General features: G+C 59.5%; 17 protein-coding genes and 4 pseudogenes. 11 read left to right on the top strand and 10 right to left on the bottom strand.

The features are described from left to right. Positions 1-93: 93 nt before the first annotated feature. Positions 94-981 (bottom strand): alpha/beta fold hydrolase, encoded by an 888-nt coding sequence (locus tag ACH79_RS13955; RefSeq protein ID WP_246738529.1) that lies wholly within the window; start codon positions 979-981, stop codon positions 94-96. A 160-nt stretch (positions 982-1,141) separates the two neighbouring features. Here ACH79_RS13955 and ACH79_RS13950 point away from each other — a divergent pair, with 160 nt between their 5' ends. Further along, positions 1,142-2,698 (top strand): winged helix-turn-helix domain-containing protein, encoded by a 1,557-nt coding sequence (locus ACH79_RS13950; RefSeq protein WP_161851533.1) that lies wholly within the window; start codon positions 1,142-1,144, stop codon positions 2,696-2,698. Between the two features lie 533 nt (positions 2,699-3,231). Here ACH79_RS13950 and ACH79_RS13945 read toward each other — a convergent pair. The 3 genes from ACH79_RS13945 to ligD form a co-directional block, all read right to left on the bottom strand. Beyond that, positions 3,232-3,615: a GYD domain-containing protein gene (locus ACH79_RS13945; protein ID WP_161851532.1), complete on the bottom strand. Its 384-nt coding sequence runs from the start codon at positions 3,613-3,615 to the stop codon at positions 3,232-3,234. Between the two features lie 129 nt (positions 3,616-3,744). Next, entirely contained in the window at positions 3,745-4,983 is a 1,239-nt protein-coding gene (locus tag ACH79_RS13940) for an adenylate/guanylate cyclase domain-containing protein (RefSeq protein WP_161851531.1), read from the bottom strand. A gap of 686 nt (positions 4,984-5,669) precedes the next feature. After that, positions 5,670-6,614 carry a non-homologous end-joining DNA ligase gene (gene ligD, locus ACH79_RS13935; RefSeq protein WP_161856355.1) on the bottom strand — a complete coding sequence of 315 codons (945 nt, stop codon included), beginning with the start codon at positions 6,612-6,614 and terminating at the stop codon, positions 5,670-5,672. Between the two features lie 506 nt (positions 6,615-7,120). Here ligD and ACH79_RS13930 point away from each other — a divergent pair. Next, on the top strand, positions 7,121-7,615 hold the full coding sequence (locus ACH79_RS13930; protein ID WP_161851530.1) for a DUF4142 domain-containing protein: 495 nt from the start codon (positions 7,121-7,123) through the stop codon (positions 7,613-7,615). A 368-nt stretch (positions 7,616-7,983) separates the two neighbouring features. Beyond that, on the top strand, positions 7,984-9,642 hold the full coding sequence (locus tag ACH79_RS13920) for a helix-hairpin-helix domain-containing protein (RefSeq protein ID WP_161851528.1): 1,659 nt from the start codon (positions 7,984-7,986) through the stop codon (positions 9,640-9,642). A 77-nt stretch (positions 9,643-9,719) separates the two neighbouring features. Here the strand turns inward: ACH79_RS13920 and ACH79_RS13915 are convergent, their stop codons facing one another. The 5 genes and pseudogenes from ACH79_RS13915 to ACH79_RS13895 form a co-directional block, all read right to left on the bottom strand. Then, positions 9,720-10,859, bottom strand: a complete 1,140-nt coding sequence (locus ACH79_RS13915) for a DNA topoisomerase IB (protein ID WP_371419456.1) — start codon at positions 10,857-10,859, stop codon at positions 9,720-9,722. Between the two features lie 154 nt (positions 10,860-11,013). Beyond that, complete coding sequence (locus tag ACH79_RS13910; protein WP_161851527.1) at positions 11,014-12,207, bottom strand: Ku protein; 1,194 nt, start codon at positions 12,205-12,207, stop codon at positions 11,014-11,016. An 86-nt stretch (positions 12,208-12,293) separates the two neighbouring features. Continuing rightward, complete coding sequence (locus tag ACH79_RS13905; protein WP_161851526.1) at positions 12,294-12,911, bottom strand: cell envelope biogenesis protein TolA; 618 nt, start codon at positions 12,909-12,911, stop codon at positions 12,294-12,296. Between the two features lie 22 nt (positions 12,912-12,933). Then, a pseudogene (locus ACH79_RS13900) lies at positions 12,934-13,367 on the bottom strand (MBL fold metallo-hydrolase); the annotation flags it as partial. A 38-nt stretch (positions 13,368-13,405) separates the two neighbouring features. Beyond that, positions 13,406-14,329: a Ku protein gene (locus ACH79_RS13895; RefSeq protein ID WP_161856353.1), complete on the bottom strand. Its 924-nt coding sequence runs from the start codon at positions 14,327-14,329 to the stop codon at positions 13,406-13,408. A 607-nt stretch (positions 14,330-14,936) separates the two neighbouring features. Here ACH79_RS13895 and ACH79_RS13890 point away from each other — a divergent pair. The 6 genes and pseudogenes from ACH79_RS13890 to ACH79_RS13865 all read left to right on the top strand — a co-directional run bounded on the left by ACH79_RS13890 (position 14,937) and on the right by ACH79_RS13865 (position 19,434). Next, positions 14,937-15,386 carry a hypothetical protein gene (locus tag ACH79_RS13890; protein WP_161851525.1) on the top strand — a complete coding sequence of 150 codons (450 nt, stop codon included), beginning with the start codon at positions 14,937-14,939 and terminating at the stop codon, positions 15,384-15,386. 80 nt (positions 15,387-15,466) lie between these two features. Continuing rightward, positions 15,467-16,497, top strand: a pseudogene (locus ACH79_RS13885) (IS110 family transposase). Positions 16,498-16,756: 259 nt separating this feature from the next. Beyond that, positions 16,757-17,484 (top strand): annotated as a pseudogene (locus ACH79_RS13880) (SOS response-associated peptidase). Positions 17,485-17,611: 127 nt separating this feature from the next. Further along, a complete protein-coding gene (locus ACH79_RS13875; RefSeq protein WP_161851524.1) occupies positions 17,612-17,878 on the top strand; it encodes a hypothetical protein in 267 nt (88 codons plus the stop codon). Positions 17,879-17,926: 48 nt separating this feature from the next. After that, positions 17,927-18,220: pseudogene (locus tag ACH79_RS13870) on the top strand (DNA polymerase IV); the annotation flags it as partial. Positions 18,221-18,294: 74 nt separating this feature from the next. Further along, positions 18,295-19,434 (top strand): FAD-binding oxidoreductase, encoded by a 1,140-nt coding sequence (locus ACH79_RS13865; RefSeq protein ID WP_161851523.1) that lies wholly within the window; start codon positions 18,295-18,297, stop codon positions 19,432-19,434. Between the two features lie 164 nt (positions 19,435-19,598). On the opposite strand, the gene ACH79_RS13860 is transcribed toward ACH79_RS13865, so the two are convergent. Next, entirely contained in the window at positions 19,599-23,000 is a 3,402-nt protein-coding gene (locus ACH79_RS13860; protein WP_161851522.1) for a TM0106 family RecB-like putative nuclease, read from the bottom strand. 221 nt (positions 23,001-23,221) lie between these two features. On the opposite strand from ACH79_RS13860, the gene ACH79_RS13855 reads away from it, so the two are divergent. Next, positions 23,222-24,967, top strand: a complete 1,746-nt coding sequence (locus ACH79_RS13855; protein ID WP_246738527.1) for an AAA family ATPase — start codon at positions 23,222-23,224, stop codon at positions 24,965-24,967. 2 nt (positions 24,968-24,969) lie between these two features. Beyond that, the gene (locus ACH79_RS13850; protein ID WP_161851520.1) at positions 24,970-25,638 is read left to right on the top strand and encodes a 4Fe-4S single cluster domain-containing protein; all 669 of its coding nucleotides are present in this window, start codon (positions 24,970-24,972) and stop codon (positions 25,636-25,638) included. The last annotated feature ends 351 nt before the right edge of the window (positions 25,639-25,989 follow it).

The following is a 25,989-nucleotide window of genomic DNA, read 5'->3' as shown; positions in this document are numbered from 1 at the left end:
ATTCACGTCGGTCTCAGTCAAAACCGGTGTCCTTCGACCGCCGCGATTGACAGGAGGCCGCCGACGAGGAGCGCTGGGGAGGGAGTTAGTGATCTAGACCGCATAGCCGAAAGATCGTGAACCGAACGGAGAGGCGATGGACAGGCTGCTCCAAGCGAGTGCTTCAGTCTGCGATACATGATCGCCAATTCGCTGGGCCACTTCTGCAGCGTGCGTGCCCGGCATAAAGTGGGCTGCCCCTGCTATCGTGCATAGCGACGCATTCGCCAATGCACGAGTCAGGATTTCCGCGCTTCGCCGCAACGATTGCGTGCTTCGCTCACCGCAGATGACGCGGGTTGGGAGCAGGATGTTGGCTAAAGCGGACAATTGTGGATCGAATTCCGAACGCATGTCCAGAACCTGGGTCGCAGTCGTCCTGACAATATATTGCCGCATTCGGGACGGCAGGGCATCGAAGCTGCCCTCACCGCCGAGATAATCGACCACCTGGAGCGCGGCTTCCTTCTCGCCGTTTTCGAACGCCTGGAAGTATGCATCGCGCATCGCCGTGAACTGCTCATACAGCGCAAGCTCGCTCTTCCGGCGCAGCAGGCCGAAAGCCACCGGCTCTATCAGGGTCATGCTCATGAGCGGCAGCAGCCCGCATAGCGCGACGTCGAGGCACGCGAGCGCCCCAAAAGAATGCCCGACGAGATGCACGGGACCGCCGGCGCGGCGGATCACGGCTTCGACAATCTCCGCCTGCCGGTCGATCGATGAATCGGCAGCCGTCCGTCGGTCCCTCGTGCCGCCATAGCCCGGAAGGCTCGTCGTCACCGTCCGAGAACGACCGCCGAGCGCCTCGATCACGCCCCGCCAGGTTGACGCGGTCGCCCACGATCCCGGCACGAACACGATGGTGGGGCCCGTGCCCTCCTCGCCATAGTCGATGTGTCCGTGCCTATCCTGCAGCATTGTTGAAGCTGTGTTCATCGCCATCACCGCCGGTCTTGAGGGCTTTCTCCCGGCAAGGATGCGCGAAGCGTGACTGCAACACTTTACAGACCGCTTACATTTTCATTACCGACGGCTGATTTCGCGCGCTCCCCCGCTTGCTAAGCTGTGCTACGCTCGCGCTGTTCGAGGAACGGACTTGCAGATGCGCTATCTGTTTGAAGATTTTGCGCTCGACACCGACAAGCGGGAGCTGCGCAGGGGAATCGATGCGGTTTCGGTGACGCCGCAGGCGTTTGACGTGCTTCTCTACCTGGTCCGCAACCGCCAGCGCGTGGTTAGCAAGGACGATCTGATTTCCGCCATTTGGGGCGGCCGCGCCATCTCGGATGCCGCGCTTGCGACCCGCCTCAATGCAGCGCGCGCTGCGATCGGCGATACCGGCGATCAGCAGCGCCTTATCAAGACGTTACAGAGGAAGGGCTTTCGCTTCATTGGCAGCGTGCACGAAATCGGTGAACGGGATGATGCTGCAGCCCCAAACGGCGCACTTCAACCTAGGTTGTCCGACAAACCCTCGATTGCCGTATTGCCGTTCCAAACCATTCCGGCCCGTCCAGAACAGGAATACTTCGCCGATGGGTTGGTTGACGATATCATTACTGCTCTCTCGCGCTTCAGGACGCTCTTTGTCATCGCTCGCAATTCCTCATTCACCTACAAAGGTAAGGCGGTCGACATCAAGCACGTTGGACAGGAGCTTGGTGTGCGATACGTGCTCGAAGGCAGTGTGCGAAAGGCAGGGACGCGGCTAAGAATTAGTGCACAATTGATCGATGTTGCAACTGGCGCACACCTTTGGGCTGATCGGTTTGAAGGCGCTTTAGGAAACGTTTTCGATTTTCAGGACAAGGTCGCGCTACAAGTGGTCGGGGCCATCGCGCCAGAAGTCGACCGTGCCGAGATCGACAGAGCCAGTCGAAGAAGGACCGATAACATCGATGCCGTGACAGCGTATTATCGCGGTTTGCCTCATATTCGTTTCCCGACCACCCCACAGAATAATGAAGCTGCCTTGAGGCATTTCGAGCAAGCGATTGCTCTTGATCCCAGCTTTGCGCCCGCGTATGGCGGCGCCGCAACTTGTATAGCGTGGCGAAGGGCTAACAAATGGCCTGGAGACATCGTCGAAGACAACGCTCAGGTTTTGCGGATTGCCCGGCGTTTAAAGGAGCTCGGAACAGACGACGCTATGGCATTAAATGTTGTGGGCTTTCTCCTATTCTGGTTCGCGCTCGACTTCAATGGCGGGGTTGAAATGATCGAGCGCGCCATCCATTTCAATCCAACCTATGGGCCCGCACTTCACGCGCGGGGTCTCATTCGAGGTTGGCAGGGCGAATCCGATGCGGCCGTTGCAGACCTTGAACTAGCTCTACACCTTAGTCCGCGCGATCCCTTCAACTACAATGCAATGCTGGGACTTGCTCTAGCGCATCACAATGCCGGCAGACATACCGAAGCGGGTGAGTGGGCGGACAAAGCCGTTCGAGCGTTCCCCCCGGCGTTTAATGTAGGAATGGCTCAGGCCATCCTATGCTACGTGGGCGCTGGACGTTTGGAAGACGCTCAAAAACTGATGGTAGAACTTCTCCGCCTGTCTCCTGGAGCTCGGCGCTCAACTGTGACCGCCCCGCACTTTTCGCCCAAGCTTAGAGCTGAACTCTTCGAAGCGATGATTAAGGCGGGACTACCCGAATAGCTTTGTTATTGGGGCAAGGGGCGGTCGGCAGTTCTCCGAATCACAGCTGCGCGTGGCGCGCAGCAGTTCCGGTTTGGGTCAAACTCAGAAGTGTGAGTGCGCAACTGGGAAGTCCGCTTTGCCCTCAACAATGGGCATCGTCAGCCAGACCAGTCAGGTCCGAAAAGTGCCGATACTGTTGAAAAAGTCGAAAATCGAAGGGCTCCCAAAAATCTCGCGAAAGTCGAATGTTGGCGATCTCAACCGCTGCAGCTGTAGAACTGATACGAGCGTCAGCGGTCGCTTTTGCGTTAATCGATGTGGTCCCTCACATCGCAGCGCGTGAGACGCACGGGCGGTCCTGAAAATTTTCAGTCATCAGTCAAAAAGGACTTTTTCAACACAATCTGCCAACAACACATTCGTTTCGAGTTGCATTATTGATCCAACAGCCCACGCTCGGCCTGACGAGGCAGCACCGGGCACGCCTAAGGCCGACGACCTCTTGTTGGTTTCGTCATGTCAGCGGCAGCACACATCCCAGAATTTGGTATTCAAGCCTCGCCGATCTCACGGTCCGAATCGATCCCTACTCCGTAGTAATCGGCTCGGCCCGCCGATCTGAATTTTAGAGTAAGTTCGCCTGCCCGCTGGAAGGCCTTCGTCGTATCACTCGCCGTCAGCGCCACGGTAGTGGTTATGTCCGAAAGGCTTCCGCCAGCCGCGGCGGCAAGCACCACGGAAATCATCGTGGGCTCATCCGGTGCTTCCGCTATGATCAGCCAATCGTAGGGTCCCAAAGTCAGATACCAACTGATCAGTCGACCACCGGCGGCCGCGAACAACTCCGCAACCGCCTCGGAACGGTCCTCCGGCTTCGCAGACATCCCCTTGATGGCTGCGGGGGTGTAACGACCTTGAGAAATGTAAATCGTCATGCTGGTCTCCTCTGCATTCGCTAGTGGTCCATTCGCCGAAGTATCGTCGTGTCGCGGTCATGTTCGCATTAGATCAATAACTGGACGCTGCCGACCATAAGGGCCAGGTCCGAAACGTGCCAGGAGCGGTCATCCCGCGCCTTGCAGGAGGTACGTCATCCGCGGCAGGTGCCCTTTGATTTCGATTTCCCCGCGCGGTACCGCGCGGTAATGGGCCGAAAGCAATTGCCGAGTCTCCGCAGAGATCTGAATCTCACCCGGCACACCGTTGGACTCCATCCGGCTTGCAACGTTCACGGTGTCACCCCATAGATCGTACGCAAACTTTTGCCTGCCGATCACGCCGGCGACGACTTCGCCCGAGTGCACGCCGATACGCAGTTTGAGTGAGAGGTCGCGGTGCCGACAAAACTCGGCGAATGCTTTCCGCATGTCGAGAGCCAGGTCGGCGATTGATGCGACGTGGTCTCCTCGACTGCCGGACAATCCCGCCGCAGCCATGTAGGCGTCGCCGATTGTTTTGATCTTCTCGGCCCCGTGCCGTTCGACCAGGTTGTCGAAACGCGAAAACAAGTCGTTGAGCAGGTCGACCACGTCACCCGCTCGCAGCTTTCTCGACAGTTCCGTGAACCCGACGAGATCGGCAAACAACACGGTCACCGAGTCGCAGCGATCGGCCAGCGGCTCCTCTCCCGCCTTCAGCCGTTCCGCGATGTCCACCGGGAGGATGTTGAGCAGAAGTTTTTCTGAACGGTTCTTTTCGGTCTCGAGCAGTTGCTCGAGCTGGAAGGCGCGCCGGTTAATCACATCGAGTAGATACGCAAAACCGATTACAAACCCCGCGCCGCCGACAATCCACGAGAAGGCGTTGACGATTTCCAACCTCGTCGCCCCCGCGAGCGCCATAACCAAAAGTGGGCTAAGGACGAGCGGCGTCAGTGTAGCGACCGCCTGCACGGTCCCGATGACGAAGACCGGGATGAAGATCATGCCCAGCAAAAACCCGGAAACGCCTGCAAGGAATCCGTTCGGCAGTTGCGCCAGGATCAGGCTGAAGCCAACGGCAAGGAATGTGTAGACCGCGATGTTCTGCATCAGTAGGTACGGCGGCCTGCGCAGCGATGGCACGAAGGTAATGACGAACTCCGCAGTGAAAAGCGCGATAACTGCCAAGCGGATTGGAGCGGTCCTGGGGAGCGCCTGCGGATCGAGCAAGAGATCCCAAAGCTGATAACCGGCGAACGCGGCGATGCCGATTATGCATGCAAGTCGCTGCAGCGGAACCACGCGCAGCTCCATCTGTTCTACGTAGGCGCGCTCATTCTGCGGGGTGAAACGGATGGGGCGCCAGACGAAGTTCGGGCTCATGGCAAGCTCATTCCGGATAGGTGAGCAGGACCTGAGGCGCGACCCGGCGCCGACGCAACAGGATTCGCACCTGCTCGGGTTTTCAACAGACTTTAGGTCACCCGCGTCTTTGCGTTCAACCAATTAATCGGACCAAGCAATGGTCCGGTTCGGGTCATTCGCGACCCGGTCGAGCCTGTAGCAAGTCCGGCCAAGTCCGCTATGCCGCCGATATTGTTGCAAAAGTCGAAAATCGAACAACCCTAAAAATCTCGCGAAAGTTGATCTTTAGACCTCTCTGCTGCTGCGTCGCTTTTTAGCGCCATTACGGAGGTCCGTGATCGATTTTGGATCAACCGACATGGTCCCTCACATCGCCGAGCACAAAACGCATCAGCGGCTCTAAGAATTTTCGTTCGACACCTCAAAAAGACTTTTGCAACACTATCCCGCCGGAAGCGGAAGTGAGAGTTCAAGCGGCAGCGGCCGTAGTCATGGCGAATTGATCGCGCTGCCAGCGACGTGATTCAAGCTCCAAAACCTGAGCCTCGAATTATGTGCTGCGAACGTTTCTGTATCGCGCGCAACTTCATCGAATGCTTTTCAACAAGATCCGGCAATGCCGGCGTGTCGCGATCCGATATAACGAGCACGCGCCAACTATCTGGCGTTTCGTCAATTCGCATCGATCCGAGTTTGGCTGCGTGCTAGTGAGTCCGCGCCCAAGTTTTCCCAGCGCGTCGTATATGAGGACCAAACGTCATCACGTCCGTCCTGTTCCCTTTTGACAGACCTTTAAACGAGCTTGCCCTAAGCAGACCCTCGGACGTGATGTCACGATACTCCACGTCAGCGTAAAAGGTCGGCTGGACCCAGGTCGCCTTCGGCTTCTTTACCGGCCTGGTGAGTTTCGATTTCGGGCTGACCACTGTATCGAGTTGCCTGCGGATTTGGCTGGAGATCCTGCGGGACCAGCCCGTCCCGACCTTCCCCATGTAGACAAGCTCCCTGCCTTCCCGCTTGCCGAGGTAGAGCGCGGCCACACCGGTCGGATCCTTTATGAATCCAACAACGGGGAATTTTCCCTTCTGGACGGTTTTGATCTTCAGCCAGCTCTCATTGCGCTCCGATCGGTACGGAGCGTCCGCTCGTTTCGAGACAATGCCTTCCCAGTTGAGCTTGGCAGCGTGCTCAAACATTTCTTGCCCGTCACCGGTCAGATGTTCGGAGTAGAGAACCGGCAGCTCGACGCCATTTTCACCGAGCAGGTCGAGCAGCGCTTGCTTGCGCTCGATCTGTGGCAGCTTGCGAAGGTCCCCGTCGCGCCAGAGTAGGTCGAAGGCGTAATAAACCAGCCGGTCCTGCCTGCCCGCCGCAAGCTCTGCCTGTAGTTCGGAAAAGTTCGTCCGCCCCTCGTGAACGACGACCACCTCTCCGTCGATGATGGCTTCGCCCGGGATGTCCAACGCTGCAGCGATTGTGGAGAAGCGTTTGGTCCAATCCAGCCCGTTGCGGGTGTACACCTTCTTGCGTCCACGGTTGAGGTGCACCTGGACGCGGTAGCCGTCGTATTTGATTTCGTGAAGCCACTGTTCGCCCTTGGGCGCCTTGGACTTCAACGTGGCTAGCTGGGGTTTAATGAACCCCGGCATGGTGTGGATACGCTTTGGCAATAACTCAACTCACAAAAAAGCCCGCTGGAGGGCGACCGGACATTTTTGCTTATTTTCCGGAAATCTCGAACAATCACGGGACGTGATCCTTACTGCCACTACCATAGCTGTAGGGCTTGTTGAGGAAGTACTCGCGATTGCCCAGCGCCTTCTCCGCGTAAGGTCAGCCTAGACGTGCTGATATGCCTCTCCCGTTGCCATCAGCCGCACGTCCCCAACAGCCTTGATCCAAGGTGGATTGTCAGCTTTCTCATCTACCCATTCAGCTCTACCATTTCGTGCCGCCCGGCACTTTGCCCTTCATGGGAGCAGGCAAGTTCTGAGTCGATCCCGCTCGCCACCTCGGCGTTCGGGCAATTTCCTGCACTGCCTAGGATTGCGGGACATTATCAGCAAGTCTTGATTGCAGTCCGGCATGCGGAGGTGGAACGACGCCCGACAATCCTTGTTTGAATGCCACGCTGACGTCAAACAAGGAGACACCTATGAAGGTCACAGCCCTCACTGTTCTCGCGCTGCTTCTCGCAACTTCCGCCTACGCTGCGGAAAAGCCGAGCGAGTCCTTCCTGAAAAAAGCCATTCAAGGCAACTACGCCGAAGTCGAGATGGGGAAGCTGGCGCAACAGAACGGCCAGAGTGACAATGTGAAGAACTTTGGCCAGATGCTGCAGGCCGACCATACAGCAGCAAATGAGAAAGCCATCGACGCAGCAAAGTCGATGGGCGTGACGCCGCCGGACGGCCCGAATGCCAAGCAAAAGGCTGATTACGAAAAAATGTCAAAAATGTCCGGGCCACCGTTCGATCGCGATTTCGCAACTCATATGGTCGCCGACCATCAGAAGGATATCGCAGAATACAAGAAAGCCTCAAAAAGCGCCGATGCGGCTGGTGAGTACGCGAAAGGGAGTATCCCGGTCCTACAGAAGCACTTGGAGACCGCGAAGTCGTTAGGCTCAAAGAAGACCTCGAACAGGTAGGACCTGTCCGAGGTTCCAGGAGGGGCGGATGGAAGAACCAAAATCCCCGACGGACGTTGGATCCGTATGTCGGACGCTTTTCACTATTTCCGAGCTCATGCTGTCCGAGCCCTTTGCAAGGCTCGGGCGATGCCCGCCGGACGGATGAGGCATCTCCAGATCGTGGTGGGAAGGATTTATCACCTCCTGACGAAGGAGGCCGCATACGGTCCGAACCTACATCATTTGAACGACTTTCGGGCGGCACAAAAGCTCGAGAAATCGCTCGACTGACGGGCCTGGCAAATTCGTCATTCGAAGCGGCCTTCGCGAAGAATTGCGTGCGCCGCAGGAAGAAGGCGGGTGTCCGGCGAGAGACGGGTTGAGCGATGGTTGCCGAGACCCAGACAGTCGCAAGGCTGCTTCGGGAATATGCGCAGCGGACCGCGTTGCGCGGCGGCAATCCATATCGTGCAAAGGCCTACTCCCGCGCTGCGGACAGTCTTTCCGCGCTTGCTGTCCCGCTCCATGTTCTGATCGAGGAGGATCGCCTCACCGAAATTCCCGGAGTGGGAGATGCTATCGCCGACATCATCACAAAGCTGTATCGGACGGGCACGCATCAAAGCCTCGAGAAGCTGCGCAAGGAGATCCCGGCGGGCGTCCTCGATATGCTGACGGTTCCGGGCTTGCGACCCGAGAAGGTGCTCCGGCTTTACAAGGAGCTCGGAATCACCTCCCTTGCCGAACTCGAGGCTGCCGCCAAGGACGACCGCATCAAGCAGGCGAAGGGGCTTGGCGCCTCGCTGCAAGCCAAGATCCTGCAGAATTTGGACATCGCGAAAAGCGGCGATGGCCAGCTGCATCTGCACCGCGCCGCAGCCCTCCTTGAGCACGCGAAGGCGTCGCTTCAGAAGGCTCGGCCCCGTCTGAAGCATGTCACCATCGCTGGCGATTTCCGGCGCGGGTGCGAACTGGTGCGCGACCTCGCTCTTGTTGCCGAAGCGCCCGAAGTTGAGGATGGGCCTGCCGCCCTGGAGTCGGGCAGCCTCACAATCCATGTCACGGACCGGAAGCACTTCGGCGCGACCCTGCTTCACGCAACCGGATCAGCGGAACACCTTGAACAGCTTCGGGCACTCGCCGAGGATAAGGGCATGAAGCTTGAAGCGGACGGGCTAAGGAAGGGCCGGCGCCTGCTGGCTGCAAGGGAAGAGGAAATTTATGGCGCGCTCGGCCTTCCATTTGTCGAGCCGGAGCTTCGCGAAGGGCGCGGCGAAATAGAGAATGCGCTGAGAGGTATGCTCCCGAAATTAGTCGCCGACCGCGACCTGTGTGGCATCCTGCATTGTCACACCGATGCCTCTGACGGGACTGAGAAGCTCGAGACAATGGCGAAGGCCACGCGCAAGCGCGGCTTCCACTATTTCGGTGTGGCTGACCACTCACAGTCAGCCCATTACGCGGGCGGACTATCGCTTGAGGAGATCGAGGCGCAGCACCGCGAAGCCGACCGGCTCAACAAAAGCTTCGGCAAGGAATTCCGGATCCTCAAGGGCATCGAGTCCGACATCTTGGCCGACGGCTCCCTGGACTATCCCGACGAAATTCTTAGTAGGTTCGACTTCGTCGTTGCGAGTATCCATAGTCGCTTCAAGCTGGATAAGAAAGAGCAGACTGCCCGCCTACTCCGCGCGATCTCGAATCCCCGCACCACCATCCTGGGCCATATGACCGGACGCCAGCTGATGCGTCGTCCGGGCTACGACATCGATATCGAAAAGGTACTGCGCGCCTGCGCAAGGTACGGCGTGGCTGTAGAAATCAACGCCCATCCTTGGCGGCTGGATCTCGACTGGCGATGGCACCAGGCTGCACTCGATTTTGGTTGCATATTGAGCATCAACCCGGATGCTCACTCTATCGGGGAGCTGGATCATATGCACTGGGGCGTCGAGATGGCCCGCAAAGGCGGCGTACCAGCGGACCGGGTATTGAATGCCATGAGTCTGCCACAGCTTATGAGGCATCTTAAGCGCCGGCGGTAAGCGATCTCCCCCTCTGCATGCTCCGCCCATTTGCCCGAACACGTGTATGGAGAATCTTCCGCTGACTATGGTCCAACTCAAGCGGCGTGCGCCCGCCGCTTGCTAGAGGACTCTTTGAGATCGGCGTGTTCCGACTGCTCTGCCTGTTTGGCAAGCCGGCCGCGGAGTAACGCGAGCACGGCAGCCTCCTCCGGCTTCATATTTTCGACAGCGCTCCGAAGCTCACTCTCGACTTGTGACTTGATCTCAAGGACCAAATTTCCATCCATATAAGAGTTAAGTACCTCCGGATGGATGTAGCACTTCCTGCAGATTGTAGGTGTGTTGCCGAGCCGGGCGGAAACTTTTTCGATGGCGCTGCGAAGATTGCGCTTGGCCTGTGCGGCATTGTCGAAGCTCTGAAATTCGCTCAGGGTCATGGCCGCCAGCACCGTTCCTGCCCAGGTTCGGAAATCCTTTGCCGTGATATCTTTACCGGTGATTGCCTTGAGATACTCGTTCACGTCGGTCGATGTGACGTCCTGGCAATTGCCTTGTTCGTCGATGTATTGAAGCAGTTCCTGTCCGGGGAGCTCTTGGCAGGCCTTGATGATCTTGGCGATGCGGCGGTCTCGTACGCGCAGCGACCATTGTTTGCCCCCTTTGCCCGTGAATCGAAAACGAACCTCGTTTCCATTGACCGCCACGTGCCGGTTCTTCAGCGTGGTCAGACCGTAGCTGTTGTTCTGCCTGGCGTAATCGTCATTACCTACGCGGATCAACGTGGTCTCCAGGAGATGCACGACAGTCGCCAGAACTTTTTCGCGCGGGAGGCCGCGCAAGGCCATGTGCTCGCGCACTGTTTCCCGAATGGAAGGGAGCGCGTCTGCAAATGCGACCACATGCTCGTACTTTGTGCTTTCGCGCACTTCGCGGAACCGAGCATGGTAGCGATATTGCTTACGCCCTTTTGCGTCGCGGCCGGTTGCCTGGATATGGCCATCCGGAAACGGACAGATCCACACGTCGGTCCATGCTGGCGGGATCGCGAGTGCTCTGATCCGCTTCAGCGCGTCAGGTCCGATTAGCTTCGATCCGTCTGGTCGTACGTAGCTGAATCCCGGCCCCACCCTCTTGCGTCGAATACCGGGCCGTTCGTCCGAGACGTATCTCAGGCCAGCAGATTCGGCCGCATCACGCGGATCGACGATCGTCTGCGCGGCATCGGGTGAATCGATCAGCGACACACCGCCTCCTCCTGTCAATGAACTTTCCGGATCAAAGGCGGTTCCTAAGGACGGAAGTGCCGAGCTGCCGCGCCTAATCCCGAATCAGACAAGCCGCAGGTGAGCTGACCAAAAGGATCGGCCGTGGCGCTATGATCGCGTAGGGTCAACCGGTTGTTCTGCGCTGGCGCGCGCCGCGCCCGCCAGTGGCCGGTTTTCCCGAGCGGCCGCGGCTAGCGGGCTTTGCCGAGCGCTCTGCTGCAACGCTTCGCCGGAGCGCATCCATGAGGTTGACGACGTTCTCGCGTGAGGGATTGACCGGAGGTACTTTCGCGGGGCCTTTCGCCTGCTTCTTATGCAGGATGCGCACGAGCGCGCTGCGATAGTGATCCTTCAGCATACTGGGATCGAAATCGGCTGATTTTGTCCGGATGATGTGCTGCGCGAGCTTCATCATTTCGGGCGGAAGCTTCATCTCGGGAATCTCGCTAAAATATTCCGAGTCGTTTCGGATCTCGTGCGCGAAGCGCAGTGTTACGCCGCGAAGGCCTCGGCCCATCGGTTCGAGCAGAAACGGCCGCTCGCGTGAGGACAGCACGATGCGAGCCAAGCCGCTAACGGCCTCCCGGCTCATCGCATCCCGGATCACCGCAAAAGATTCCTGACTGATCTCCTCGCGAGGCAGGATGTAGTACGGCTTTTCGAAATATCGCGCATCGATCTGCCCGGCCGGAAGGAAATGCTCAATTTCGATCGTGCGCGTATTCTGCGGCCGCGGGACAGTGACGGCTTCCTCCTGTTGCTCGTCTTCATCATCATAGTTGCCGGCGCCCTCTTTGGCGGCCTCGTCGTGAAGGCTGGCGGGGACGGTTGGCGGGCTTTCACGGTGAGGCGGCGTGACAAGCTCCATCTCACCGGGGGCCCGCCGCTGATGTCGCGCCTGCTCAAGGTCTCGGTCCTCGACCAACAGAAAGTCATTTTCGCCGATCTCATAGCCGCGCGCCTTGTCGGCTGCGTCTACGGCTTCTCCCGTAACGGAATCGAAGAGTTTCTGTTTGAGGCGATGGCCCGTACGCCGGTTAACCTGCCGAAAGGAGATCCGCTCCGCCGCCGAGATTGCGGGATAGAGCGCGACAGGACACGATACGAAGGACAGTTTCAGATAGCCCTTCCAGTAGGGTCGGGATGCCGGCACCGGAAACTCCAACGCAACAGGGTACAAGGGCCAAGCCAGAGCTATGGCCGGGGAGTCAACGGACTTAAGGAGCGGAAGTTTCAGGGATGGCCTGCGTTCACATATCCGCAGGAATGCTCCGAATGACCCTTCGGCGAACAAGCTTCTTCCGATCTTGTCAAGCATGCGCTGCAGCAAGGCTTCCGCTGCCGAAGTCGATATCCCGCCCTTTGTCCACGCCCGTTCACAGTGTCCGCCTAGCGGAGGGCTGCTTACCCTCGCGCCCGTCGCGACGCAGCTTGCAGTCGCATCATCTCCTTCTCCCAACGCGCCTCTTCGACCCGCGCCTCCTCCTCAAGAGCCTCCAGCTCGGCTCGAATGCCTGCTGTTTTCTCTTCGTGCTTCCGGCGGGCTGCGTCCAAGGCACCTTGTGCCTTGTCGATGGCATGCTGCCGCCGCTCGCGCTCCTTCTCCAGGGCAGCTTCTTCCTTCGCGCGCTCGCGCGCGCGGCGCTTGTGCTCCTTCTCGAAAGCGAGTGCGGCCTTCCGGTCCGCCGCCTGGTCGTTGCCTCGCCTCGAAGGTCTCTGTGCCTTACGGCCCTGCGACTTGCGGCCGGACCTCTTCGAGCCGCGGTCGCCGGCGAGATCGGTAGGCAGTTCTGCCTGCTCCTTGAAGGGCCCGTTGGGACCGACCGGGCGTTTCAGAACGACGCCCGGAGCTGCCATGGTCGCCGCGATAACGTCGGGATCCTCACTTTGCCTCGCCGCACCCTGGTGAAAGAGATTGCTGTCGGCGCCCCAGGCTTCCAAAGCCGCCTTCATCGAAGGCGCCGCTATCGCCAAGTCGAAAAAGCCTAATGATGTCTCGTAGGTCTTCAGCTTCTTCGCCATGCATGTACTCCGCAGCGGCCGGTTAGATAACGATCCGATCGAAATCCACGGCAATTCGGCTGTTTGGAAACGTCTTCTTTGCCTCCATCAATAGGGTCCTCATCGCTATACCGGCCGGAAATGTGGGTCAGGACGAGCTGCTTCACGTCACATAGCCGCAAGCGCGGCCGCTTCATCCGCCGTCAGATGCCCGTAGTCGCGCGCAATCGCCGCGTCGCGGTCCAGAAACGTGGCTTCGATCACCAGCAAGTCCGCGCCCCGGACCAGTTCGGCCAATCCGTCGGTGGTTTCGGCATCCCCCACGATAACCAGCTTCATGCGCCGCTCTGGCGGACCGAGGACGTCTTCGGGATCGATTGTCCTACCATCCGCGAGTGTCGCCGGTCTTCCTTCCGCCAGCTCCTTGCGCACCGGACCGTCGGGCACACCGAGGGCGGCGAGGCGGTAGCCGAGAACGCTCACGCCCTGGTTTTCTCCGATGACACGGAATCCAATCACGCGGACTTGCGCTGCGGCCTGGCTGCCGGCTTCTTCGCCGCCGCTTCCTTCGGCTTTTTGCCGGCGATCGGCATCAGCATTTCCTTCTGTCCGGCTGCCGCCTTGCGCGGCTTTTTCACCGGCTTCTTCGAGCCCTTCGTTTCCGCAGCCCCGCCGACGCTTCGTCGCAACGCCTCCATCAGATCTACCACGTTCTCGCCGCGCGGCCGCTCCTTTGGCGTGATCGGCTTGCCGGCACGCTTCTGGTTGATGAGGTCTATGAGAGCGGTTTCGTACTGATCCTCGAACTTGTCAGGGTCGAACCGACCTGATTTCTGGTTCACGATATGCCTGGCCAAGTCCAGCATGTCCTTCGTAACTTTGACGTCCTGGATATCGTCGAAATACTCCTGTTCGGAGCGCACTTCGTAGGGGTATCGCAACAAGGTGCCCACCAGCCCCTTATCCAGTGGCTCAAGCGCGATGATGTGCTCGCGATTGGTTAACACCACACGACCGATCGCGACCTTGTTCATCTCCCGGATGGTCTCGCGGATGACAGCGAAGGCGTCGTGGCCAACCTTCCCGTCCGGACGCAGATAGTAGGGACGGATCAGGTAACGTGGATCGATCTCGGACTTCTCGACGAATTCGTCGATCTCAATGGTACGCGTGGACTCCAGCGCGATCTCTTCGAGCTCTTCCTTGGTCACCTCGATGAATTGGTCTTTCTCGAGCTGGTAGCCCTTGACGATGTCTTCGTTCGGCACCTCATCGCCGGTATCGGCGTCGACCTTGAGGTATTTGATGCGGTGGCCGGTCTGCCGATTGAGTTGGTTGAACGAGATTTTCTCGGACTCGGACGTGGCTGGATACAGCGCCACCGGACAAGTGACGAGGGACAGACGCAGAAAACCTTTCCAGTTGGCGCGGGGAGCCATGTACGCAGAACTCCGTTTTCGGGGCAGCTCGGATTCAAGACGATCGAAAGGGGCTGGTTCCGACACGCCGTCCTGTTTTGAGATTGTCAATTTGGACTGGCCGATCGCGACCGAAAAAATCGGTCCCTGCCCTCCGTTCGTCGGACTCGACATTTGTTCTTGATATGTTCTAATCATGCCATGAGCGATCGACCCGCGGGTTGGCGGATGCCTACCCCGAAACAAATGGAAAAGCTGGGCGCTTCGATCGGCAGAAAGCCGGTGGTGACACCCCCTCTCGGTCCGCAGGACGAGATGCCGGACGAATATTGGCATGCCGTCCTGAACGATGCCCAATTCGAAACCAGATCTTCGGAACGATCGAGCGCAGGGCAGCGCCTCTCCGAAATCCCGCAGCATGTCCTGCGAGTATTCTGTCGCAGGTGTGAGCGCATTGTCGAGATCCAGAAGACCGACGCCATCCGCCTGTACGGCCAGCAAGCGAACTGGAGGGGGGTCGGGCAGCGACTGCTAAACAACACCTGCCAGAACCGGACTGGCCGCCACGAGGAAGATGGCTGCTGGCCGACCTTCGAGCCCATCTGATAACGGCCCGGCGACGTTCCGGATGGCCCCTAAGCATCACCCGACGCCCCTTTCCGGCGGAGACCGTAAGGCCTTGAAGAAGGAGCTTGGCAAGGCGCGGACGATGACAGGCATTTTGGCCGCGCAGTCGGACGAGCTGCGCGCCAAGGGGGACGCGCTGATCCGCCAGGCCGATCGGCTCCTGGCTGAAAGCTGGAACGAGCGGATGTGGGCGGACGGAGAACCGATCGATCCATCTCCGACCGTCGATCAGGCGATAAACGGCGGCTATCCTTGGCTTCAGATCGAGTGCTCGCGCTGCAGGGCGCCGAACCAAGTCGATCTCGCTGATCTGCCCCATCCACCGACAACCTTCGTTCATGATCTCGCCGGCAGGCTGCGTTGTCGGAAGTGCGCTAATGCGGGCCGGCGCCCCTCGGCGACGCTGCTGCAACTAACGCAGCGGCCGCGCAACGTGCCTCCGGAGGACTGAAGTGTGCTGGTGTGGACGGCCTCTCATCCCCACGGTTCTATGGCGCTCTCGGCGTCACAGCTAGATGAGAGGAAAGTCCGATGAATCCTCCTATTCGCATCGGTATGGATACTTCTAAGTCGGTTTTCCAGCTTCACGGTATTGACGAGAACGAGGTGGTGGTTGTCCGCCGCCAGTTCCGGCGAGCCGAGATGATCCGCTACTTCCAGCGGCTTCCGACGGTTCTCGTCGCCATTGAGTCCTGCGGCAGCTCGCATCATTGGGCGCGCCTGCTGCAGTCGTTCGGTCACGAGGTGAAGCTGATCCCACCTCAGTATGTGAAGGCTTACGTGATGCGCGGTAAGAACGACACGGCCGACGCCGAGGCGTTGTGTGAGCGGTCACCCGCCCGAGCATGCGGTTTGTACCGGTGAAGTCGAAGGAACGGCAAGCGGCCTGCATGTTGATGACCGTGCGGGAGCGCCTGGTCAGCGTGAAGTCGCAGCTCTCCAATGCTTTCAGGAGCTATGCAGCCGAGTTTGGCATCGTCGGCCCCGCCGGCCGGCAGAACGTCACGGCACTCATCAAGCGGGTGCTCGAGGATGACGGCTTACCGGAAATGGCGCGGGACCTCTTTCGCCTTCAGGCAGAAGAGTATGCCGCGGTCCAAGCTCGCCTGGCAAAGATTGAGGCCAAGCTGATGAAGTGGCACCGCGAGGATGACGTCAGCAGGCGTATTGCGACGATTCCCGGCGTCGGTCCGATTGGGTCGTCCATGCTAAGCATGAAGGCGCCCCCGCCAGAGACGTTCAGATCAGGCCGTGACTTTGCGGCTTGGCTCGGACTGACGCCCAAGGATCATTCAACTGGCGGCCGGCAAAGACATGGCGGTATCACAAAGGCCGGAGATTCAGTGCTCCGATCGACGTCGATCGTCGGTGCGACCGCGCTGCTGAGGCATATCCGAAAGGGTCGTCATAAGCCCACACTCTGGCTCGCTTCGCTGCTGGAGCGAAAGCCGCCGAAGTTGGTCGCGGTGGCCTTGGCTAACAAGTTCGCCCGCATCGCTTGGCGCTTGATGATATCGGGCGGAGTACAACCGGCCGGTAGCCGCCATGCCTATCTGATCTGAAATTGGCGCCGCGAGCGAGGTTCCTCGGCGGATAGCCCACGAACTTGCAGGACGCGGTAGATGGAAGGACCGATCGGTCAAAACGCGCGAGCTTCCGTAGATTACACCGGCATCATCAATGTCGCCTATGTGCTTGGAGCGGGCGTAGCGAACACCATCTCGGCCAGCGGACTTTGTCCGCGCTAACAGGCCGGACATCTGATAGCAAGCGATCAGGTCAAAAGTCTGCTATCATCCTGACAAGTGGGGGGCCGTCCACATCTGCAATCTGTATTCGATGACCAAGAACGCGGACGCGATCCGCCGCCTGTTCAACGCACTCAACAGTCGCGTTGGCAACCTGCCTTCAATGCCCGGCATCTTTCCGGACTATCCAGCGCCGATCGTTCGCAACGCGCCCGACGGTCGTGAGATCGTCATGGCTCGATGGGGCATGCCGTCCTCCCAGCAGGCGCTCTTGGACGCCACCAAGAAGCGAGCCAGAAGCTGGAGGCCAAGGGTAAGCCGGTCGATTTCAATGAATTGCTTCGGATGGAGCCGGACAATGGCACCACCAATATCCGAAACGTGGGCAGTGCGCATTGGAAGCGATGGCTCGGGACCGAGCATCGTTGCCTGGTCCCCTTCACGTCATTCAGCGAGTACGACACGATCGATGGCAAGAAGGTTCCGGTATGGTTCGCTCCGGACGAAAGCCGCCCACTGCTGGCGTTCGCCGGCCTCTGGACGAACTGGACCAGCGTCCGGAAGGCCAAGGAAGGAGAAGTCACGATCGATGTCTACGCCTTCCTGACTTGCAAGCCGAATGCCGAGGTGGAACGCGTCCATCCAAAGGCGATGCCTGTGATCCTGACGACAACCGAAGAGTACGATGTCTGGCTGCGCGCCCCTTGGGACGAAGCTAAGGCGCTCCAGCGGCCGTTGCCGGACGGCGCGCTGAAGATCGTTGCGACCGGCGAAAAGGAAGATCCCGCGCTGGCCGCCTGACATTTTTGCACAGGCGGACGGAACACGTGGAAAAGCAATAGCCATGCAATTCGGAATCTCTGACCTGTGTTAGCAGCCCGGAACGGACGGCGAGGCGTGAGGATTCGCCCGGTAGGAGCGATTTCGAATGCTGATGACGAAGGAAAAGCAACCAGGGACCCGGACGCTCCGCGGCTGGGCGATTTCGGTGCTCAGCGAGGCCGGCGCCATTTGCGAATGCGAGGAGCACGGGTGGATGCAGTACCGCGCCGATCCGCATGCCCGCGACCGCGCATTCCAGATCGCTCGGACGGATCCGCCGACCGGCGTTTCGTCGCAAGTGGCTGCCGTCGCGATCGCCGAGGTGCTCGACTCGATCGGCGACACCTGCCCTGAATGCACCTCGGCGGATTGAGGCTGACTTAGCCGCGACTCGGCTTGCGGCGCCCTGTACAATGCGCCCATGGTCCTTCCCGATCCGGAACGCGGCGCTTCCACGGCGCCTCACCGCAAGATCATCCATATCGACATGGATGCCTTCTACGCATCAGTGGAGCAGCGCGATAATCCGGACCTGCGCGGCAAGCCGGTGGCAGTGGGCGGTTCGGCCGAGCGCGGCGTCGTCGCTGCCGCGAGCTACGAAGCCCGCCACTACGGCGTTCGCTCGGCCATGCCGTCGGTCACTGCGAAACGGCAGTGTCCGGACCTCATCTTCGTCAAGCCACGCTTCGAAGTCTACAAGGCGGTCAGCCAACAGGAGACAAAGGGACAGCCGACGCGTTAGCATCCCGGACCTCCTCGGTGCTTTAATAGCTTGCAAGCGGAGAGAGCATGCGGATTGTGATTTGCGGCGGCGGCGTAGTGGGCGCCTGCACAGCCTACTTCCTTAGCCGACGCGGCGCCCAAGTGATTGTGGTTGAGAGCACCGAGGTTGCCGCTGCAGCATCTGGAAAGGCCGGCGGATTTCTGGCACTCGACTGGTGTGTCGGCACGCCGGTAGACGCGCTGGCCCGACGCAGTTTCCAGCTGCACGCTGCATTGTCGAAGGAGATCGCCGACGATTGGGGCTATCGTCCTATGACTGCTTACAGTGGTCTCGTCGTTTCCCAGAGCGACCCGCGCCGCCAAAAGCCTTCGGAGCTCGATTGGCTTTCTGACGGCGTTGTTATTGCGTCGCGGCTAAGCACCACTGAGACGACGGCAATTGTTCATCCCCGCATGTTTACCTCCGCTATGATGCGCGCCGCCCAAGCGCGCGGCGCCGAACTGCGCCGCGGGCGCGCTACTGGCGTGGTGAGGCATACCCACGCCACGACTGTGCGGGGCGTCGAGGTTGACGGCGACATCATTGAGGCGGACGCCGTCGTTGTCGCCATGGGACCGTGGTCGTTGCTGGCGGCGGAATGGATGACCTTGCCAGCCGTTTTCGGGCAGCGTAGTCCGAGTCTTGTCTACGACACCGGCGCAGACGTTCCCCCACACGCACTGTTTCTAGACTATCACGACGAGACCAGCGACATGGTTAGCGTCGAGGTGTTTCCGCGCGCAGACGGCAGCACCCATATTACGGCTCTATCCGACGTGGTCCCGCTGCCGATCGACCCCGCCGCGGTAAAGCCGGACTCAGAGGCCATCGGTCGCCTGCAGGCCATCGCCGAACGATTGTCGCCGGTCTTCCTTCCAGAAAGGATCCTTGCGCGGCAAGCCTGTTTCCGACCGGTCACACATGACGGCTTGCCGCTGATAGGCAAGGTCCCACGCAGCGACGGCCTCTATGTCGCTACCGGGCACAATGTTTGGGGTATTCTTAACGCACCAGCGACCGGGGAAGCCATTGCCGACTTGATCGCTGACGGTGCGGCACAAAGCATCGACCTGGCGCCGTTCGACCCGATGAGACTGCCTGCGCTCGACCCTTCGCTGCTGCGTACGAGCTGGAGTTCGGTCGGCACGATGATCCTGCATCTTTAGTAGACCAGTTGCCTGGAGCTCTTGAGTGGCGGGGCATCGCGACTCTGGTAAGCCGTCCCATCGGAAGATTTATGGGTTCATGGCTTTGGCAAAATCGAGTGCATCAGTGCCGGTAGATGATTTAGGGCTAATAAATCCCCTCGATGCAATCGTGCAGCAACTCCTTACAATACAGAGGCCAATTCGGCGTACCGACAAAAGGCATTGGCAAGTTGCATTTGGCGAGGCGTCCGACACTCGGCCTCGAATAGGCGTGGTGACGCGACCACGATGCAGATGCACTTTGCTCGAGAAACCGCGACGTTCAGTCGGTTGGCACTATAGAGGAACTCCATTCCGCGTGGTGCGTCCGCATGACTAGAGGTCGCCATGGAATAGATGACAATGGGCGCCTCTTGGCCCTGAAACTTGTCCACAGTGCCAATGCGAGCGCCAGGAAGTCGCTCCTGAAGCTCGAAGACTTGCGCATTGTACGGCGCGATGATCAGCACATCGTCGAGCGAAATCGGGGACTCACTACCTTTCCGGTCGACCCAGGTCGTGCCGGATCCCAGGATGCCCGCAATAAGGTCGCGGATCGCATCGGCTTCTTCCGGCGACGAACTCTGATTTCCGTCGTGCTGGATCGGAAGGTAGCGAAGGCCAGACCCGTTGAGTCCGGACTTGATCCTGATTTCTTGCCGCTCAAGTCCCGGCCGAGACTTCAGGCGACCTTCATAGAACAGTTCCGAATTGAAGGCACAGATGCGCGGATGAAGTCGCCACGTCTCGGCGAGGAACAGACCCCGATCGGTCGGAATGGTGGCATGGGGGCCAAGGACATGGTCCAGGGCTGACACTCCGACGCCATCAGGATGGCTTCCTTGAATCGGCTGCTCCAATTGCCGCGGGTCTCCCAGCAGAACGACGCTCTTCGCAGCTTGTGCGACGGCCAGCACGTTCGCAAGGGCCATCTGCGCGGCTTCATCGATGAACAGCACGTCGACGCTAAGGCGTGCGTCCGGCCGGGCCCAGAAATACGATGTCCCTCCGCAGACCGAACAGTCCGTCCGTAGCGCATCGAGGGCCTGCTCGTTCTTCGAGGCGAATTTCAAGTTGTCGAGGTCGTCTTCGTTATGCTTCTTCTCGTCGACCTTCTGGACACAGCGGATCGGGAGGCTCTCCTCGCCAGCCGCTTTGAGGACCTCGTCCAGCAGGTTGCGGATGACCTTGTGACTATTGGCACTTATCCCTACCCGCTTCCCTGCACGCACGAGAGCGCAGATCATTCGGGCGCCGGTGAATGTTTTTCCGGCTCCTGGCGGTCCTTGGACCGGAAAGACGCTTTGGTCCAGAGCAAGCGCGACCCGAGTAGCGGTCTTCAAAGCATCCTCGCCCTCGACCTGCAGGCTTTGTCCACGCAGCCGCGGAGCAGTCAACATGAGAAGATCGCGCGCGGCACGGTGTTCGGCAGGCCCCTCCATTCCGTTCTCGACCACGTATTGTCCGAGCCGAAGGAGGGACTCGGGGCGTTCGTCGCGATTGAAGGATTTGTGGGCGAAGACGGCCTCTGGGTGGAAATTCGCAGTATCGCCGCGCTTCTTGATGTCGATGGTCCGATCGTCATGCGAAATGGCGACGACGCTGCCGAACTTCTGACCGCCGACGCTCCTGAGTTCGCTGTCTGGCCGGAGCTCGGTATCTTGAAGAACGAAGTTGTACCGATGTATGGGCACCTTAGCCGTGCCACCGGCGGCTTCCTTGAAGGTGAGCCCGGAGAGACCGGCGCGTTCGTGAAGGAGGTCTTCTGCAGAAAGATCGCGCAGCCGAAAGAACTCCCACCAAACGGCCTTCTTCTCCCGACCATGGAAGTCCACCATGAACGCCAGCAGCCAGCGCGCCTGCTGCTCGGTTGTGCGCTCGGCTACATCATCTGGGATGCCGTCCGTAAGCCGACCGACGAGTTCCGCCACCCGCCTCTGCCAGTCGCCGAGTTTTTCGCTGACCTCGGGAGGCTTTGGAACGGGCCTTTCGATCACTTCGCCACTGGCGATCAGGCTGGCGCGTAGCGCTTCGAGCCATTCTCTTAGAGCGGCCGTCGAGTAGCAGTCGTCCTTGTTGTAGTTGCGGATCGTGTTCTTGTCCGCATTGGGAACGCCCGCGGCGTCCGCCATTTCGAGGCGCGCCTGAGTCCTGGCCATGACTGCCCCGACGTCCTCCAGCGGGACGCTACGGGTGAACAAATACAGGGGCTCCAACTTCTTGATGGAATAACTTTCCACGCTGGCGCGAATTGCGTGACGGACAACGGCAAACAGGTCGACGAATTTCTCGGCGCGTAGAAGGTCGTCAACCTCGTTCTCGCGCGTTGCGTAACGGCCCATCAGTCGCTTCATGGTGGCCGGTTCGTACGGCGCGAAATGATAGATGTGCAGATCGGGGTAGAATCTGAGGCGCTCGGTGACGAAATCCACAAATCGCTCGAACGCAGCCCGCTCTTCCCGGCGGTTCGAGGCCCAGTCACCCACGTACGTCGGCTTCCCTTCGTGATCGAGGAAGGAGTAGCCGAACAGGAATTCCAGACCGCCTTCTCCCACGAAAGGATCACCCTCGAAGTCGAAGAAGATGTCGCCCCGAGATGGCGCGGGAAGCCGTGACAGACCGAAGCCGGCGATCGGCGGTAGCGCCTCGTATTTCATCGAGCCGCTCGCTCTGCCTTCGACCTGAATTCTCGCCTGCTCGCGGACCTTTTCGTAGCTTTTGGCAGCTCCGCGTTCTGGTCTCCATTCCAGAGGAATGGGCATTGCAGCGAGCGCGGCCGTGCTGCCGACTCCGCGTCTGGTCAATTCTCTGATCTGCGACTTGCTGATACCGGCGACCAGCGACAAGTGATCGTCCCGCCGCCTTCGATCCTCGCAATCCCGGCGCCACCGGCAAATGTCGCAATGTTCTATCGGTTCGGGATAGGCGGCGCCGGCGCCATCGGCGACCGCTCGTTCGAGGCTGGATCTCACATGCCGGAAATAGGCTGAGTAGTCGGCAATACGGTAGGTTTCCGGCACAAAATTCGTACCTGGGGTCACGACGTGCGCCGAAGTCGGCTCGACACCCTGCATCGCGGAGAGCATGTCCGAATAAAGCGATATCTGAAGAACCGTGTTCCCCTTCGTCTCTCTCGCAAGCTTGGTATCGGTTACCTCGTACGACCAGGTACCGAACCGGCTCGGCTTTTCGACGCGGAGAAGCACGTCAGCCCGGCCGTTCCACCTCCCCGATTGTAACGCGCCTTGAACGATGACCGCGTCACCGCGAGACATTGCCTCCAGTGTCGCCGAAGTGGATTTGGGATCGAGCCCAACTCCCCCGACCACCGTCGCCGCCATGCCGAGCGACTTCAAGTGATCGACGAAGGCCTGTTCGTGCGCGGCACCTCGCTCGGCAAGGGTCTCAAGCACCGGATCCCAGATCTTCGGCCTTTTGAGTTCGCCCTTGGCCACCTTAAGATCGAGTTCCGTCAAATACGTGCAATTCAGGTGTCCGACCAGGTCGGCCGAACTCAGGTACAAATTCCCACCGACGTTCTGCATTTCCCACCACGATGCCGTTCGCCGGCGACCCGACTCGGTCGTCCAGCGTGCGGGCCATTATGCCATTTTCCTAGGCGATCGGGCTCGAAAGAGGCGAGTAATCTACTATAGTCGCGCAAAGAATGTGGACGGGGGTCAATTCGGTGGGGGCAGGTACGGTCGAGAAGGCGAGATGGCTGCGCGATTTGCTCCGGTTTCTGCCCTTGCGAAGCCAATTCGTCTTGTCAGGCAACACCAGGGACCTCCAGATCCATGAGGCCGCACCCGGCCAGATCACATCGGTCTCGCTCGCCAGAGCGCTACCGGATGCTCTGAAGGCCGCCGGTTATGGCCGGATCGCCAGCTTCGATCTCCTGAACGGCTTTCGAGCCCTGGAACCCTCCGACGATAGCTTTCTGACGCAGCTTGGGCTGACGCCCGCGAACGGAGCCGCTCCCGGCGGCATCGATCTATTGGCTTCAGCTCTCGAACGGCATGTTCCCTCAGACGGCCCACCCTCGGCTCTCATCATCGACTTCGCGTCGCGCTTGATCACTCGCAGCGACGCCCTCTCTCCTGCCGAACATCAGCTATTTTCGCGCGCATTGATCCTTTCCCATTCTGCGCGCGCGCGCCCGGCAGGCGATCGTCGTCAGCCATTTTTCAACACAGTGATCTGGATCGTGGACAAGGAAGGAGACCTTCCCGACTGGTTCCTGATCGGCAATCCACGTATTCGGCACATACCGATCGGTCGACCCGACCACCTGGCCAGGCGGACCATGATCAGTTCGTTGATGCGGGGACTGCCCGGCGCTCAAAATGCCGCGCCGGCCGATTTGGAGAAGTCGACCAATGGATTCGTCGACGAAACCGAAGGACTTCTGCTTCTCGACCTCAGCGCGATCGCACAGCTCTCCCGAAGCGAAAACGTCTCGTTCGACCGCATCTCCGATGCGGTTCGGCGCTTCAAGGTCGGCGTCACCGAAGACCCGTGGCGCAAAATAAGCCACGACAAGATCAGCTCGGCGGACGAGTTCGTAAGGCGCCGCGTGAAGGGGCAGGCGCACGCCGTCACTCACATGCTCGACATCGTGAAACGCGCTGTCACCGGCATCGGGCAATCCCCGAGGGGAGGCCGATCGAGGGGCGTCGCTTTCCTCGCCGGCCCCACCGGGGTCGGCAAGACGGAACTTGCGAAGACCATTACTAGCCTGCTCTTCGGCGACGACAGCGCATACATCCGCTTCGACATGTCCGAGTTCAGCGCTGAGCATTCCGATCAGCGCTTGATCGGTGCCCCGCCCGGTTACGTTGGATACGACGTCGGCGGCGAGCTCACGAATGCGATCCGGGAAAAGCCATTCAGCGTCGTTCTTTTCGACGAGATCGAGAAGGCACACCCGCGAATCCTCGATAAATTCCTTCAGATCCTGGACGACGGCGTTCTCACCTCGGGACGAGGGGATCGCGTCTACTTCTCCGAAGCCTTCATCGTCTTCACGTCCAATCTCGGTATCTACACTCCCGGACCAACGGGCGAGCGGATCGCGAACGTGACGCCCGAGGAGACGTTCGATGCAGTCAAACGAAAGGTCCGTACCGAGATCGAAAAGCACTTCAAGCAAGTGCTCAACCGTCCGGAAATCCTGAATCGCATCGGCGAGAACGTGATCGTCTTCGATTTCATTCGCGGAGATGTCGGCGACGAAATCTTCGATCAAATGGTGGACAACCTGCTGAACGACATCAAATCGCTAGGCTACGACGTGACACTGTCGGAGCAGGCCCGCGCGGCGTTGCGTGGTTTGTGTCTGGCGGATCTTTCGAACGGCGGTCGCGGCATACGCAATCAAGTCGAAGCCCATCTCATCAACCCCCTTTCGCGCGCCCTGTTCGATAGCGGTGCAGAAGCAGGAAGCCGATATCGAGTTCTGGAAGTTCAAACCGGGGCATCATCGACGCTTCGGCTCGAAAGCGAGCCTTAGAGATGACGGTTCCCATCTCCGTATCGCGTATCCATTTTCCCGTGAGGACTTTAGGACCCGGACGAAGGCTCGGCATTTGGTTTCAGGGTTGCTCTATCCGTTGTCCGGGCTGCATTTCCATGGACACGTGGGCCGAAGGACGGGGAAGCACGACGGTCGAAGAAGTCGTCAATTCCATCAATCCGTGGATCTCGAAGGCCGACGGCATCACCATCTCCGGAGGCGAGCCTTTCGATCAACCCGACGCCTTGTTGGATTTAACTGCACGAATTAGGTCCAAGACCGCAGCTGACATACTCGTGTTCACCGGATATCCGTGGGCATACATCCGAGACACGGTTGGCACGTGCTCTGGCACGATCGATGCCCTCGTTACCGGGCCTTTTGACTTCAAGGAAAAGCAGACACTTGCTCTGCGTGGCAGTGACAATCAGGAACTTCACTTCATCACGGAAAAAGGCCGCGCCCGGTTCGCCAGCTTCGAGCGCCTGGCCGACGAGCGGGATCGGTCCGTCGACGTCATGTTCGACGAAAACGGCGACGTCTGGTTTGCCGGTATACCCGCACGCAATGATTTTCGCAGGCTGCAGGAACTACTTGAAAGCAATGGATCGACACTCGACACCTCCGAGGACAAGCGCATTCTTGCCATGCGGGCTCGCCCGGCATGATTAGACTTTGCCCGAACTGCCAAACCGAACGTCCCGTCACAGAGTACTTTTGCGAGGGTACGGTCGAAGGTCATAATTGCGGATGGGACCTGTCTTCGGTCGACGTGACGCCACCGGGCCGGCCGCAACCAGCGTCTGTCCCTCCCGCACCAACGCCATCCAATCCAACTTGTCGTAACGGGCATCCCAATTCGCCAGGCGATCTCATCTGCAGTACTTGCGGAGAAATTCTCGACGAACCTGCGCCACCCGTACCACTGCCCGAACCTGGACCCCAGCCAGATCCCGAGCCATCGCCAGCCGAGACAATCATCGACGGTTGGCGTCTTCTCGACAAGATCGAGTCGTCAA

Source organism: Bradyrhizobium sp. CCBAU 051011, from assembly GCF_009930815.1.
In the GTDB taxonomy this organism is placed as follows: Bacteria; Pseudomonadota; Alphaproteobacteria; order Rhizobiales; family Xanthobacteraceae; genus Bradyrhizobium.
The sequence above is the reverse complement of the archived record's forward strand: the minus strand, read 5'-3'. Positions and strand labels throughout refer to the sequence as shown.